The sequence below is a fragment of the Shinella sp. H4-D48 genome (genome assembly GCF_022637395.1).
Lineage (GTDB): Bacteria > Pseudomonadota > Alphaproteobacteria > Rhizobiales > Rhizobiaceae > Shinella > Shinella sedimenti.
In genome coordinates this window covers 1,588,974-1,603,827 of record NZ_CP093337.1, presented here as the reverse complement: position 1 = coordinate 1,603,827, position 14,854 = coordinate 1,588,974, and the positions used below count along the sequence as shown (strand labels likewise).

Annotated in this window: 12 protein-coding genes; 3 read left to right on the top strand and 9 right to left on the bottom strand. The window is 63.5% G+C overall.

What is annotated here, in order from left to right:
- Positions 1-69: 69 nt before the first annotated feature.
- From rpsD to MNR02_RS07705, 5 genes are all read right to left on the bottom strand, one after another.
- A complete protein-coding gene (rpsD, locus tag MNR02_RS07725; protein WP_241599036.1) occupies positions 70-687 on the bottom strand; it encodes a 30S ribosomal protein S4 in 618 nt (205 codons plus the stop codon).
- A 219-nt stretch (positions 688-906) separates the two neighbouring features.
- Positions 907-2,418 (bottom strand): ATP-binding protein, encoded by a 1,512-nt coding sequence (locus MNR02_RS07720; protein WP_241948703.1) that lies wholly within the window; start codon positions 2,416-2,418, stop codon positions 907-909.
- Between the two features lie 121 nt (positions 2,419-2,539).
- Positions 2,540-3,331, bottom strand: coding sequence for a glutamate racemase (gene murI / locus MNR02_RS07715; RefSeq protein ID WP_241948702.1), 792 nt, complete (start codon positions 3,329-3,331; stop codon positions 2,540-2,542).
- Positions 3,318-4,151: an RNA methyltransferase gene (locus MNR02_RS07710; RefSeq protein WP_241948701.1), complete on the bottom strand. Its 834-nt coding sequence runs from the start codon at positions 4,149-4,151 to the stop codon at positions 3,318-3,320. The genes murI and MNR02_RS07710 overlap by 14 nt, the downstream gene beginning before the upstream one ends.
- Before the next feature lie 59 nt (positions 4,152-4,210).
- Positions 4,211-4,768, bottom strand: coding sequence for a hypothetical protein (locus tag MNR02_RS07705; protein ID WP_241948700.1), 558 nt, complete (start codon positions 4,766-4,768; stop codon positions 4,211-4,213).
- Positions 4,769-4,980: 212 nt separating this feature from the next.
- Here MNR02_RS07705 and MNR02_RS07700 point away from each other — a divergent pair, with 212 nt between their 5' ends.
- Entirely contained in the window at positions 4,981-6,195 is a 1,215-nt protein-coding gene (locus MNR02_RS07700) for an NADP-dependent isocitrate dehydrogenase (RefSeq protein WP_241948699.1), read from the top strand.
- A gap of 78 nt (positions 6,196-6,273) precedes the next feature.
- On the opposite strand, the gene MNR02_RS07695 is transcribed toward MNR02_RS07700, so the two are convergent.
- The 4 genes from MNR02_RS07695 to recA form a co-directional block, all read right to left on the bottom strand.
- Positions 6,274-7,146 carry a GyrI-like domain-containing protein gene (locus MNR02_RS07695; RefSeq protein ID WP_241948698.1) on the bottom strand — a complete coding sequence of 291 codons (873 nt, stop codon included), beginning with the start codon at positions 7,144-7,146 and terminating at the stop codon, positions 6,274-6,276.
- Positions 7,147-7,279: 133 nt separating this feature from the next.
- Positions 7,280-8,515, bottom strand: coding sequence for a GGDEF domain-containing protein (locus MNR02_RS07690; RefSeq protein WP_241948697.1), 1,236 nt, complete (start codon positions 8,513-8,515; stop codon positions 7,280-7,282).
- A gap of 120 nt (positions 8,516-8,635) precedes the next feature.
- Positions 8,636-11,296 (bottom strand): alanine--tRNA ligase, encoded by a 2,661-nt coding sequence (gene alaS / locus MNR02_RS07685; protein ID WP_241948696.1) that lies wholly within the window; start codon positions 11,294-11,296, stop codon positions 8,636-8,638.
- A 310-nt stretch (positions 11,297-11,606) separates the two neighbouring features.
- Positions 11,607-12,695: a recombinase RecA gene (gene recA, locus MNR02_RS07680; protein ID WP_241599010.1), complete on the bottom strand. Its 1,089-nt coding sequence runs from the start codon at positions 12,693-12,695 to the stop codon at positions 11,607-11,609.
- Between the two features lie 234 nt (positions 12,696-12,929).
- Between recA and MNR02_RS07675 the strand changes: the two genes are divergently transcribed.
- Positions 12,930-13,877: a carbohydrate kinase family protein gene (locus tag MNR02_RS07675; RefSeq protein WP_241948695.1), complete on the top strand. Its 948-nt coding sequence runs from the start codon at positions 12,930-12,932 to the stop codon at positions 13,875-13,877.
- Positions 13,878-13,911: 34 nt separating this feature from the next.
- The gene (locus MNR02_RS07670) at positions 13,912-14,838 is read left to right on the top strand and encodes a pseudouridine-5'-phosphate glycosidase (protein ID WP_241948694.1); all 927 of its coding nucleotides are present in this window, start codon (positions 13,912-13,914) and stop codon (positions 14,836-14,838) included.
- The last annotated feature ends 16 nt before the right edge of the window (positions 14,839-14,854 follow it).

Here is a 14,854-nt window from a genome sequence, read left to right as displayed (position 1 = left end):
CTGTCCCCCAAAGAAAAAGCCGCCAATCTCTTGGCGGCTTTTCCGGATTTGGCAAGGTGCCGTTCGCGATTAACGCGAGTAGAATTCGACAACCAGGTGGGGTTCCATGACGACGGCGTAGGGCACGTCGGAGAGAACCGGAACGCGAACGAAGGTCGCGACCATCTTGTTGTGATCGACTTCGATGTAATCAGGAACGTCGCGTTCAGCCAGCGAAACGGATTCGAGAACCGTGACGAGCTGCTTGGACTTTTCCTTGACTTCGATGACGTCGCCCGGCTTGCAACGGTAGGAACCGATGTTGACGCGGACGCCGTTGACCTTGACGTGGCCGTGGTTCACGAACTGACGGGCAGCGAAGACCGTCGGAACGAACTTGGCGCGGTAGACGATCGCGTCGAGGCGCGATTCGAGCAGGCCGATCAGGTTTTCCGGGGTGTCGCCCTTGCGGCGTTCGGCTTCGGCGAAGATCGCGCGGAACTGCTTCTCGCGGATATCGCCATAGTAGCCCTTCAGCTTCTGCTTGGCGCGGAGCTGAACACCGAAGTCCGAAAGCTTGGACTTGCGGCGCTGGCCGTGCTGGCCCGGGCCGTATTCGCGGCGGTTGACCGGGGACTTCGGACGGCCCCAGATGTTTTCGCCCATGCGGCGGTCGATTTTGTACTTGGATGCAGCGCGCTTGCTCATCGCATTTCCTCTGGTCTTGTTATTGCCTGCCCGTTGCCGGACCGGCTGAAGGAAACACGCCCTCCTCTGAACCTTTTGGGTTCCGACAGGCTTCTCACGATCGCGACCGGAGAATCCACGGGACATGTCAAATGAAACACCGGACATTTCTGCCCGGCGCTGGCGGGGTCATTAGGGGAGTTTTACAAAACTGTCAACGAGCAAGCCCCGAAAATCGGCCTATTCCGCCGCATCGCGGTGGGAATCGGCAAGGTCCGGCCCGTTGGCATCGCCCGGCAGCGTTTCGCAGCCGAGATCCGGGAAGGCGACGATGCGGTGGCCGGCGAGATCGCTGTGCACCACGACCAGCCCCTGCTCCTCGAAGTAACCGAGAAGGCGGCGCGCCCGGCGCGCCGAATGCGTGCCATAGGCGCGTGCAATGCGCGCATCCGAGGGGCAGGCAAGGCCGCGCACGGCGGCCTGCGCGATGAGCAGGAACACGCCCTGAAGGTCTTCCGTGACGTTGCGCGACAGGTCGAGCGCCCTGCCCCATACCTCTGTTGCGGCCGTTTCGGCATCGACGCCGGAGCGCGCGACGGCCATCTTGCGGCGGAAGGCCGGCAGCGACAGCGGCGCGCCGGGCACGCGACGGATGCGGCAGCGCACGAGAAAGTCCTGGAAAAGCTCGGCATCTGCGCGGAATGCCGCTTCCGGATTGCCGAGGATTTCGGCCAGCGCCTGATCGAGCAGGCTTTCGCGCTCCTCAGGAGAGATTTCCGGCGCCGGTGCCTTGGTTTCGGTCTGGACCGGCTCTGGGCGTGCGCGGGAGAGTTCGGCCAGAATATCGGTGGTCGGACGCGGCGCCGGCGGCGCGCGGCGCACCAGCGGGCGGGAAAATTCGTCGGGGTCGGGCGTGAAGATAAGATCTTCCACATCCTGCGGCGCATCCGGCAGGGGCATCAGCTTGGGGCTGGTCGAGCGTGCGGAGGTCTCCACGGCGCCGATGGTCACCGGCAACGGGCGGCGCGACAACGCCGGCCCGAGCGCCACGAAGGAGCCGCGCGGCAGGTCGCGAAACATTTCCGCCTGGCGGCGATCGAGGCCAAGCAGATCGGCGGCACGCGCCATGTCGATATCGAGGAAGGTACGGCCCATCAGGAAGTTGGAGGCCTCCGCCGCAACATTCTTGGCAAGCTTCGCGAGACGCTGCGTGGCGATAACGCCGGCAAGACCGCGCTTACGACCGCGGCACATCAGGTTCGTCATCGCGCCGAGCGAGAGTTTCCGGGCTTCTTCGGAGACTTCCCCGCTGACCGCGGGCGCAAAGAGCTGTGCCTCGTCGACCACCACGAGCACCGGATACCAGTAGTCCCGGTCAGCATCGAACATCGCATTCAGGAAGATGCCGGCGGCACGCATCTGCTCGTCGGCCTCCAGGCCTTCGAGAGAGAGCACGCAGGACACGCGGTGCTGGCGGATACGGGTGGCGATGCCGACAAGCTCGGCCTCGGTGCGCTGCCCGTCTACGACCACATGGCCGAATCGGTCGGAAAGCGTGACGAAATCACCCTCGGGATCGATGATAACCTGCTGAACCCATTGCGCGGATTGTTCGAGCAGGCGGCGCAGAAGATGCGACTTGCCCGATCCCGAATTGCCCTGCACCAGCAGGCGCGTCGCCAAGAGTTCCTCGATATCGAGCTTGGCCGGTGCGCCGCCCTGCACCGTTCCCATGTCGATGCCGACCTTCATCCCGTTCCTCGTTTCTGAAATCTGCGATTCGCCCGGCCGCCACCGGGCAACCGGCAAGCCCTAACACGAAATGCCCACCCGTCTACCTACGGCTTTTGAAAAACCCACAGGGAAAGCCGCGTCACACCACGCGCAGGCCGAAACCCTGCATCAGGCGGCGGGTGGAAAAATCGGGATTGCCGGAAGTGAAGATGGCGATGTCCTCACCCGGTGCCAGCGTTTCAAGCGGCGGCACGAGGCGGCGGGCCTGCCGAGCGATGGCTTCGGCCGGATCGAGCCAATCCACCGGCCAGGGCGCCAGCTTCCGGAAGAGGTTCGCCATGAAGGGGTAGTGCGTGCAGGCCAGCACGACGATATCCGTCTTGCGGCCCATCTCGTCCACGAAGCAGGGAATGATTTCCGCGCGCACCGTCTCGTCCGACAGGGTCTCGCCCCGGATATAGGCCTCGGCCATTCGGGCAAGATTTTCCGAGCCGACGAGACGCACGTCGCATTGCGTGGCGAAGGACTGGATCAGGTCGCGGGTATAAGCGCGCTTGACCGTGCCGGGCGTGGCAAGCACCGAAACATGGCCCGAGCGGGTGCGCTCGGCCGCCGGCTTGATGGCCGGCACGGTGCCGACGAACTGCATGTGCGGGAACGAGGCGCGCAAATCCGCGCCGACGAGCGTGAAGGCGGTGTTGCAGGCGATGACGCAGATTTCCGGATCGTGCTCGTGCAGCAGCTTTCCGAAGAGGTCTACGATATGCGCCTTGAGCGCCGGCTCTTCCCAGCCGCCATAGGGAAAGCCCGCATCGTCAGCCACATAGGTGAAATGCCGCTCCGGCATCAGCACGCGCGCCTCGCGCAGCACCGTCAGGCCGCCGATGCCGCTGTCGAACATCAGGATCGGTTTCGGGCTAGTCGCTGTCACGAGGCACCTTGGGCCGGCGGTTGCGGGTTCGGTTCGGATTGGCCGCGCCGCGCGGTGATTCGCGGGTGAAGCGGTCCAGGCAGGAGATTACGCCGCGCAGCACCTGGATCTCCGTGCCGGTGAAGGAAGGACGCGTCAGAATGGCGCGCAGGTTCTCCACCAGTTTGGGCTTTTTTTCGGAAGGCCGGAAGTAGCCGCGCGCATCCAGCGTTTCCTCGACGTGATCGAACAGGCCCTGGAGTTCCTCCTTTTGCGCCGGACGCTGCGGCAGCGCGCTGAACGGCGTCACTTCGACGGACGAAAGGCCGCTCTTCATCCACTCATAGCTCATCAGAAGCACTGCCTGGGCGAGATTGAGCGATGCGAAGGCCGGATTGACCGGGAAGGTCACGAGTTCGTCGGCGAGCGCAATCTCCTCGTTCGTGAGGCCCGTACGCTCGCGCCCGAAGAGGATGCCGGTCTTCTGCCCTGCCCTGAAGCGCGTGCGCAGATCATCGGACGCCACGACGGGCGAGCGCACTTCCTTGTAGCCGTAGCGGTCGCGCGCCGTCGTCGCATAGACGAATTCAAGGTCGGCAATCGCCGCCTCCAGTGACGGGAAGACGGTGGCGGCCGCGATGACGTGATCGGCCTTGCTGGCGGCGGAAATCGCCTTCTCGCTCGGCCAGCCGTCGCGCGGATTGACCAGGCGCAGTTCGGCAAGCCCGAAATTCGCCATGGCGCGCGCCACCATGCCGATATTCTCGCCCAGTTGCGGATGAACGAGAATGATCGCCGGTCCTTCGGCGATCAGCGTCCGTTCGCTGTTCGTGCCTGCCATGCCCTATATCCCTAGAAAAACCGGGCCTCAGTCGCACAATTGACCGGAAATGAAAAGCGTTACTGGCCGCCGGCGGCCGCTTCCGCACCATAGCGTGCCAGTTCGCCCAGCTCTTCCTTGAGGGTCGATTCGTCCTCGCCTTCGCGCACCATCTCGTCGATGACCGGCCGCCCGTCCTCCTCGATCACCTTGAAAACCAGCGTCGTCTTGGCCTGCGAGGGATCGCGCTCGGGGAAACAATGGGTGTTGTCGAAGGTCACGGTCACGTCGTCCGTGCCGTCTTTCGGCGTACCCTCGGTGATCGTCAGGTCCTTCAGCGAACAGCCGTCCTGGCCGCTGACGATGGGATCGTAGCCGAAGGGCGAACCGCCGTCGTCATAGGCCGGGTACTTTGCCGCTTCCCGGTATTTGGCAACGAGATCCTTGCTATAGATCCGCTTCAGGAAATCCTCGTTGAAATAGTCGATGTAGTCGGGCGCGGTCTCGGTGTCCTCCTTCATCTCTTTCCAGTTGCTGGCAGTGGCCGCCATGAGCTCCTCGACGGGCGCCTTGAAGGCGGCGGCATGGGCGGAAATCGGGATCAGGACGGCAAGGGCGATGAGACCGAGGCGCGACATCACATTCTCCATTGGGTGGCGGCACGGCAAGGACGCATGCCCGCGACTCTTCTGAAACGGAATTCGGGCGAAACTTATTCCTCCCCGCAAGGAAAATAAACCGCCTCGGCCCGTGCCGCCTTTGCCTTCCCGGCCGTGAGTGCTATAGGGCCACTCGGTTCTTTAAAGTCCACGATCCGGGGCGTTCTGCCCCTACAAGCACGAGGCTCCCCATGGCAAAGATCAAGGTCGCCAATCCCGTCGTCGAACTCGATGGCGACGAGATGACGCGCATCATCTGGCAGTTCATCAAGGACAAGCTGATCCATCCCTACCTGGACATCGACCTTGAATACTACGATCTCGGCATGGAAAACCGCGACGCCACCGACGACCAGGTGACGATCGATGCCGCAAACGCCATCAAGAAGCACGGCGTCGGCGTCAAGTGCGCCACCATCACGCCGGATGAGGCCCGTGTCGAGGAATTCAAGCTGAAGAAGATGTGGAAGTCGCCGAACGGCACGATCCGCAACATCCTCGGCGGCGTTATCTTCCGCGAGCCGATCATCGCCAAGAACGTGCCGCGTCTGGTTCCTGGCTGGACCAAGCCGATCATCGTCGGCCGCCATGCGTTCGGCGACCAGTACCGCGCCACCGATTTCAAGTTTCCGGGCAAGGGCAAGCTGACGATGAAGTTCGTCGGCGAGGACGGCAAGGAAATCGAATACGACGTGTTCGACGCCCCCTCGGCCGGTGTCGCCATGGGCATGTACAACCTCGACGATTCGATCACCGAATTCGCCCGCGCGTCGTTCAACTACGGCCTGCAGCGCAAGGTGCCGGTCTATCTTTCGACCAAGAACACCATCCTCAAGGTCTATGACGGCCGCTTCAAGGATATCTTCCAGCAGGTCTTCGACGCCGAATTCGCCGAGAAGTTCAAGGAAGCCAAGCTCTGGTACGAGCATCGCCTGATCGACGACATGGTCGCTTCGGCGCTCAAGTGGTCCGGCGGCTACGTCTGGGCGTGCAAGAACTACGACGGCGACGTGCAGTCCGACATCGTGGCCCAGGGCTTCGGCTCGCTCGGCCTGATGACCTCGGTCCTGATGACGCCGGATGGCAAGACGGTCGAAGCCGAAGCCGCCCACGGCACGGTGACCCGTCACTACCGCCAGCACCAGAAGGGCGAGGAAACCTCGACCAACTCGATCGCCTCGATCTTCGCCTGGACGCGTGGCCTCGCCCACCGCGCCAAGCTCGACGGCAATGCGGAACTGGCAAAGTTCTCCGAAACGCTGGAAAAGGTTTGCGTCGAAACCGTCGAAGCCGGTTTCATGACGAAGGACCTGGCGCTGCTCATCGGTCCCGACCAGCCGTGGCTCTCCACCACCGGCTTCCTCGACAAGATCGACGAGAATCTCCGCAGGGCCATGGCTGCCTGATCGGATTTTATATGCATGAAAAAGCCCGGCCATCGCGCCGGGCTTTTTTGTTGGCGGGCGAGATCATCGCCGTCGGTCTCAGGCCGCCGTGTCGCCTTCCGGCTGGAGCGGCAGGCCGATTTCCGTCACCAGCGCCTCGGGCGCCACGTCGCGCGGGCTGTTGAGATAATGCTCGAACATCACCTCGTCGCGGATCGAGCGGCCCGATGCCGGCAGCCATGCCTCGAAGAGCCAGCGATAGGCGGCGCCCATATTCGCATATGGTCCCTGATGGCGCAGCACGGCATAGTCCCCGCCGGACAGCGTCCGCTGCTCCAGCGGCGGCTCGACCGCAGGAGCGGCGGCGACCGTCACACAGGCAAAGGAGCGCAGCTTGTCCTCGGCGACAAGATCGGGATCGTCGAGATAAAGGCCGATCATACGCATGTCAGGCTGAAAGAGGCCGCGCGAATAGAGCGTGCCATACAGTGCCTCGAAGGCCTTGCCGATGCCCATATAGGAGCCGGTATGCGGAATGCACAGCAGGTTTTGTGGCGGCAGAGAGCGGATGGTGACGTCGAACATGCCGATCGTTTCCTCTTGGTTTTCGATTGCGTAAGCGCGATGGGGGCCCTTCCGCCTGTAGCGGGCCGGCGGCATGCCGTAGGCAGCCGAAAATGCCCGCGTGAAGGATTGCAGGTTGGGATAGCCCCATCGCACGGCGATATCGCGAACGGGACGATCGCTGCGCACCAGATCACCTGCCGCCCGGTGAAGGCGCAGCCGCCGGACGGTCGTGGCCAGCGTCTCCTTGTGAACCGCGCGATAGACACGATGCCAGTGATGCGCGGACAGGCAGGCAATTTCGGACAGGCGGTTGAGATCCAGCTCTTCATCCAGGTGATCGTGGATATAGGCGGAGACGCGCGTCAGGCGCTTTTCATATGCCGCCCATATTTCACTGCTGTTCATGCCTCACCTCCCGTTCGCATGCCTCGAACCATGGCACGGTCCGACTTCGCAAATCTTGCTTATCTGCAGCGCCGCATTTCATTCGCGGCCGGGGTGGAGACTATATCGAAGAGGTTTTGGAAAAGCCGGGACGCTAGCCGGCTGCGGCCGCACCCGTATCGGGCGCGACAGAGGCCCGCATGCGGCTCGCGAAACCCGATAAGCCGACTGATGGAAGGGCCCGCTTCACACGGTCGCGGCCCTCGTCCTTCGCCGCGTAGAGCGCACGGTCGGCGGCGGAATACAGGCGATCGAAATCCATGCCGAACGTCTCGACATCCGCAAGCCCGATGCTCACCGAAAGGCCGATCTCGCGGCCCTCCGCATCATGGAGCGAAAGCCCGTTGATCTCGCGCCGCAGGGACTGGGCGAAAGCTTCCGCCCGATCGATGCCATGATGTGGGGCAAACAACGCGAATTCCTCCCCACCGAAGCGGCAGAATAGCATGCCCGGCTCAAGCCGCCCGGAGACCGCCTCCACGAAACGCCTGAGCACGACATCGCCGGCGGCATGGCCGTAGGTGTCGTTGATGCTCTTGAAACGGTCGAGATCGAAAACGAGCAGGCTGCCGCCGGTTCGCCCGGCAAGCCGCGCCTGCACATCATCAAGGAAGGAACCGCGATTGGCGATGCCGGTCAGCGCATCTGTGCGCGACGCCTGCCGATACAGCGCCTCGCCCCGCTCCTTGATCAGCACGAGCATGGCGACGGCCGCCAGGATCGTATGGGCGAACAGTTCCAGCGAGAAAATAGCGAACCACGCCGAATAGGCCGTGCCATGGCCGAAGGCAGACGGCGCCAGCAACGTCATCGGCACGCGCAGGAAATAGATGACACCATGCGACACGAAGAAGAGTGTGGCGAGAAATCGCGTCGGCAGAGGATCCTTACGGCGGCCGCGCCAGATATCCACCCCGGTCGCGACGGAATAGGCCATGATCAGCAGGGAGATGATGATGACGCGGTTGTTGACGTCCTGTGTCACCGCATCCACGCCGAGATAGGCGACAAACCATAAAACCGGTCCGGACAACACGACCATGCCATGGACCTTGCGCTCGTCGAAAACCCGGAAACCGGCCCACATCATTGCGTAGCCGAAGACGGCAAGCATATTGGCGAGCCCGACGGTCACGAGCGGGTAACCGTACGCACGGAAGGCGAAGAGCAACGTGCAGAGCGAGCCCACCCACATGGACAGGCACCAGTAACCGGCAGCCGCATGGCGTCGATCGGTCAGCCAGACCTGAAGCAGGAATATCCCGACGACGATGGTCGACAGGAACGTACACATCATCAGGGTCGAAATACTGACGAGATCTTCGATCAAAACAGAAACTCCGTGCGGCATCACGCTACGCGGAAACGTTGAAGACTTCGCAAACGAACGGCGGGCCAGGGCCCGCCGTGTCGTCTCAGATCGGGTCGATTTCTATCGGCAACAGTACCGTCAGCCGCCGATGGCAGCGGCCACGGCGTCGATCGCCTCGGCCGCCTTGCCGCCGTCAGGGCCGCCGGCCTGCGCCATGTCGGGACGCCCGCCACCGCCCTTGCCGCCGAGCGCCTCGGAGGCGACGCGCACGAGATCGACCGCGCTGACGCGGCCCGTCAGATCCTCGGTAACGGCGACGACCGCGCTCGCCTTGCCATCCGGCGACACACCGATGAAGGCGACGACACCGGAGCCGAGGCTCTTCTTGCCCTCGTCGGCCAGGCTCTTCAGGTCCTTCGGCTCGACGCCGGTCACGACCTTGCCGAGATACTTGATGCCGGCGACATCGCGCACGCCATCGTCACCACCGGCAGAGCCGCCGGACAGGGCCAGCTTCTTCTTGGCCTCGGTCAGTTCGCGTTCGAGCTTGCGGCGTTCGTCGGCCAGCGCCTCGACGCGGGCCAGAACCTCGCCCGGCTGCACCTTCAGCGCGGTGGCAAGCGACTTCACGCGCTCGTCCTGCTCGGCGAGGTAGGCGCGGGCCGATTCGCCCGTCAACGCTTCCAGGCGGCGCACGCCCGAGCCAACCGCGCTTTCCGACAGGATGCGCACGAGACCGATCTCACCGGTGGCGGCAACGTGCGTGCCGCCGCAAAGCTCGACCGAATAGGGCCGGTTTGCCTTCGCGCCATGCAGGCCCGTGCCCATGGAGACCACGCGGACCTCATCCCCGTATTTTTCGCCGAAGAGCGCCATGGCGCCTTCGGCAATGGCGTCGTCCACCGTCATCAGACGTGTGGTCACGGGTGCGTTTTGCACGATGATCTCGTTGGCCATGTCCTCGATGACCCGCAGTTCCTCGGCCGTCATCGGCTTGGGATGCGAAACGTCGAAGCGCAGGCGCTCTGGCGCCACGAGCGAGCCCTTCTGGGCGACATGGGTGCCCAGCACCTCGCGCAGCGCCTCGTGCAGCAGATGCGTGGCGGAATGGTTGGCGCGCAGGCGCGAACGGCGGGCGTGATCGACCGTGAGCACGACCGCGTCGTCGAGCTTCAGCGTGCCGCTCTCGACGACCGCGCTGTGCACGAACAGCCCCTCACCCTTCTTTTGCGTATCGGTAATCGTAAGGCGGGCATTGTCCGAGGTGATGACGCCCGTATCGCCCATCTGTCCGCCCGATTCGCCATAGAACGGGGTCTGATTGACGACGATCTGCACGCTGTCGCCGGAATTGGCGCTACCAACGGCCTTGCCGTCGATGACGATGGCCTGAACCACACCTTCGGCTGTTTCGGTATCATAGCCGAGGAATTCGGTCGCGCCGTGCTTTTCCTTCAGTTCGAACCACACGGCCTCGGTCGCCTTGTCGCCAGAGCCCGACCAGTTGGCGCGAGCCTCTGCCTTCTGGCGCTGCATCGCGTCGTTGAAACCGGAGAGATCGACATTGATCTCGCGGGCTCGCAGCGCGTCCTGCGTCAGGTCGAGCGGGAAGCCGTAGGTGTCATAGAGCTTGAAGGCGGTTTCGCCGTCCAGCATGTCGCCCTTCTCGAGCGTGACGGTGGCGTCCGACAGCAGCGAGAGGCCACGCTCCAACGTCTTGCGGAAACGGGTTTCCTCAAGCTTGAGCGTCTCGGAAATCAGCGCTTCGGCGCGCACGAGTTCGGGATAGGCACGGCCCATTTCGCCGACAAGCGCCGGCAGCAGCGACCACATCAGCGGTTCCTTGGCGCCGAGCAGCTGCATATGGCGCATGGCGCGGCGCATGATACGGCGCAGAACATAGCCACGGCCCTCGTTCGACGGCAGCACACCATCGGCGATGAGGAAGGCGGACGAGCGCAGGTGATCGGCGATCACGCGGCAGCTTGCAGCCGCCTCGCCCTGTGCCCTGATGCCGACCGTCTCCTCGACGGCGGCGATCAGCGTACGGAACAGGTCGGTCTCGAAAACGCTCTGAACGCCCTGCAGGATGCAGGCCATGCGCTCCAGGCCCATGCCGGTATCGATGGACGGACGCGGCAGCGGGCTGCGCTCGCCGGGTGCGGTCTGGTCGAACTGCATGAAGACGAGGTTCCAGAATTCCAGGAACCGGTCGCCATCCTCTTCCGGCGAGCCCGGAGGGCCGCCCCAGACATGTTCGCCCTGGTCGATGAAGATTTCAGAACAGGGACCGCAAGGGCCGGTATCACCCATCTGCCAGAAATTGTCGGAGGTCGGGATGCGGATGATACGATCGTCGGAAAAGCCGGCAATCTTCTTCCACAGAAGCGCCGCCTCGTCGTCATCGGCATAGACGGTGACCAGAAGACGGTCCTTCGGCAGATCGAAGCCCTTGGTGACAAGCGTCCAGGCATGCTCGATCGCCTGTTCCTTGAAGTAATCGCCGAAGGAGAAGTTGCCGAGCATCTCGAAGAAGGTCAGATGGCGTGCGGTATAACCGACATTGTCGAGATCGTTGTGCTTGCCGCCGGCGCGCACGACCTTTTGGGCCGTCGTCGCGGTGGTGTAGGGGCGCGTCTCCAGCCCGGTGAAGACGTTCTTGAACTGCACCATGCCGGCATTGGTAAACATGAGCGTCGGGTCGTTTCGCGGCACAAGGGGGCTGGAGGCAACGACCTCGTGCCCGTTCTTGCGGAAATAGTCGAGGAAAGTCGACCGGATGTCATTCACGCCGCTCATATCGCGTCCTTCATCTTAGCACTGTCTGCACCGGAACCGGCGCGTCATCCACCCAATTGCCCCACAGCGACGCGACACCGCCTCGCCGGCCGGAGTGCCCGCCCGGAAGGCCTTGTGGACCGTCCATCCGCGAATTCCGTCGAAACCGCGCCTGGCCCGACGCCTTCCCTGAGGAGGCCTGAAACCGCGGGCATGCGCGAGAACTGAAGGCTTTTATCGTCCGGCCCGGCACCTGTCCAGACACGAAGAAACCGGCCCTTCGCGAAGAAAGGCCGGTTTTCCGTCGTTTTCAGAAAGCGTTGCGGGAAGACTACATGTTCGCCGCGTCGTCGGCGTCGTTCGCATCGGGACCGCCATTTTCCAGGAAGCGGTCGGCGATGAGGCCGGCATTCTGCCGCAGCGACGTCTCGATCTCGCGAGCAAGGTCCGGGTTCTCGCGCAGGAACGTCTTAGCATTCTCGCGGCCCTGACCGAGACGCTGGCTGTTGTAGGAGAACCACGCGCCCGACTTCTCGACGATGCCGGCCTTGACGCCGAGATCGATCAGTTCACCCGTCTTGGAAACGCCCTCGCCATACATGATGTCGAATTCGACCTGCTTGAAGGGCGGCGCCATCTTGTTCTTGACGACCTTGACGCGCGTCTGGTTGCCGATCACCTCGTCGCGCTCCTTGACGGCGCCAATACGGCGGATGTCGAGGCGAACGGAAGCATAGAACTTCAAGGCGTTGCCGCCCGTCGTCACTTCCGGCGAACCGTAGACGACGCCGATCTTCATGCGGATCTGGTTGATGAAGATGACCATCGTGTTGGACTTGGAGATGGAGGCCGTCAGCTTGCGCAGCGCCTGGCTCATCAGGCGGGCCTGGAGGCCCGGCAGGCTTTCGCCCATCTCACCTTCGATTTCGGCGCGCGGCGTGAGTGCGGCGACCGAGTCGACGACCAGCACGTCGATTGCGCCGGAACGGACCAGCGTATCGGTGATCTCCAGCGCCTGCTCACCGGTATCGGGCTGCGAAATGAGAAGGTTTTCGAGATCCACGCCGAGCTTGCGGGCATAGATCGGGTCGAGTGCGTGCTCGGCGTCCACAAAGGCGCAGATTCCGCCCTTCTTCTGGGCTTCGGCAATGGTCTGCAGCGCCAGCGTCGTCTTGCCCGAGCTTTCCGGCCCGTAGATCTCGATGATGCGCCCCTTGGGCAGGCCGCCGATGCCGAGCGCGACGTCGAGGCTGAGAGAGCCCGTCGAAACCGTCTCGATCTCCACGACGCTATCCTTGCCGCCGAGCTTCATGATGGAGCCCTTGCCGAAGGAGCGCTCGATCTGGGAGAGAGCCGCTTCGAGTGCCTTGCTTTTATCCACTGTTTTATCCTCTACGAGCCGCAAACTGTTCTGTGCCATTTTGTCCACCTTTAGGTTATTGAAGCAAGACAGGCAACGAACCCGCCGACGAAAGCTATGTACACATTTTGTTCTCATTTTGCAAGGCTTGTTCATCCATTTGAACAAATTCAGAAATCGAGGGCATGTTCTACTTTCGTTTCAAGTGGATGATCGTGGATTGTAAACAACGGTTTGACCGCCCTGCAACCTGCCTCGGGCGGACGAATCGGCATGCGGATGCGAAGGAAGACGATGACGGACAGAACGATACTGGTGATGGGCGGCGCTCATGTGGACAGGCGTGGGCGCATTGCCGGCGAGACGGTGCCCGGCGCCAGCAATCCGGGCGGTTGGTTCGTGGAGGCAGGTGGCGGCGCCTTCAATGCGGCACGCAATCTCGCCCGGCTCGGCCACCGCGTGCGGCTGGTCTCGCCGCGCGGCGGCGACACGGACGGCGAGATCGTCGCAGCGGCGGCGCAGGCGGCAGGCATCGAGGATACGCCCTTCACCTTCCTCGACCGCGCAACGCCAAGCTACACGGCGATCATCGAGCGCGACGGCAACCTCGTGATCGCGCTGGCCGACATGGAACTCTACCGGCTGTTTTCGCCGCGGCGGCTGCAACAGCGCGCCATGCGCGAAGCGATCGCCGAGGCGGGTGTATTGCTGACCGACGCCAACCTGCCGGCGGAAACGCTCGCGGCGATGGCAGCGATGGCGCGGGAGGCCGGCATTCCCCTCGCCGCCATCGCCATTTCCCCGGCAAAGGTCGTGCGCCTTGAAAAGAGCCTGCCTGCCCTTGCCTTTCTCTTCATGAACGAGGCGGAAGCGCGCACGCTGACCGGCACCGAACCGGAAAACCCCGCCGACTGGCCCGATGCGCTGCGCGCCATCGGCCTTCGCGCCGGCGTGGTTACGCGCGGCGGCAGGGGCGTTATCGCCTTTGACGAGAACAGCGCCGCCATCGTGGTGCCGCCGGCCATACCGGCGCTTGGCGATGTCACCGGCGCGGGCGATTCGCTCGCCTCCGGCTTTCTCCACGCCCGGCTTCGCGGCGCGCGGATCGATGAAGCATTGCGCCAGGGCGTTGCCGCTGCCGTCATCACGGTGCGCTCGCCGCTTGCCGTCGCGGAAGAAATGTCGCAGCCGGCACTTGCCGATGCACTTTCTCTTGTACCGCCTGCCGAAATCCTGTCATGAGACTTTTTTGCCCAAAATCCTTCAAGGACATCGCATGACCAGACCCGTCTCCTCCCTCCTGCCGATGCAGTATTCGGACGAAGTCGCCGCCGCCAAGGCACGCGGCGCGCCGATCGTGGCCCTCGAATCGACGATCATCACGCACGGCATGCCCTATCCGGGCAATCTCGAGATGGCGCGCAGCGTGGAGACCATCATCCGCGACAACGGCGCCGTGCCGGCGACCATCGCCGTTATCGAAGGCGTGCTGCATATCGGCCTTGAAGCCGCCCAGCTCGCGGCCCTGGCGCAGACCAAGGGCGCAATGAAGGTGTCGCGCGCCGACATGGCGTTTGCCATCGCGGAACGTCGCACGGGTGCCACGACGGTCGCGGCCACCATGATCGGCGCCGCACGGGCCGGCATCAGGGTCTTCGCCACCGGTGGCATTGGCGGCGTGCATCGCGGCGCGGAAGAGACCTTCGACATCTCCGCCGACCTTGAGGAGCTCGCACGCACCGGCGTCATCGTCGTCTGCGCCGGCCCCAAGGCGATCCTCGACATTCCCAAGACGCTGGAAGTGCTGGAAACCCGCGGCGTGCCCGTCGTCACCTATGACAGCGCCACATTCCCGGCCTTCTGGTCGCGCGATTCGGGCCTGAAGAGCCCGCTGACGCTCAACAGCCCGGCGGCGATCGCCAACTTCCAGACGGTGCGCGACCAGCTCGGCGTCGATGGCGGCATGCTGATCGCCAACCCGGTGCCGCAGGCTGACGAGATCCCGCGCGAAGAGATGGAAATCTACATCACCCGCGCGCTCGACAATGCGGAGCGTGACGAGATCGCCGGCAAGGCCGTTACCCCCTACCTGCTCGACAGCCTGTTCCACCTGACAGACGGCCGCAGCCTCAAGACGAACATCGCGCTCGTCGAGAACAACGCCCGTCTTGCGGCCGAAATCGCCGTTGCAATGGTGGATTGATAATGACGTAGCGGCC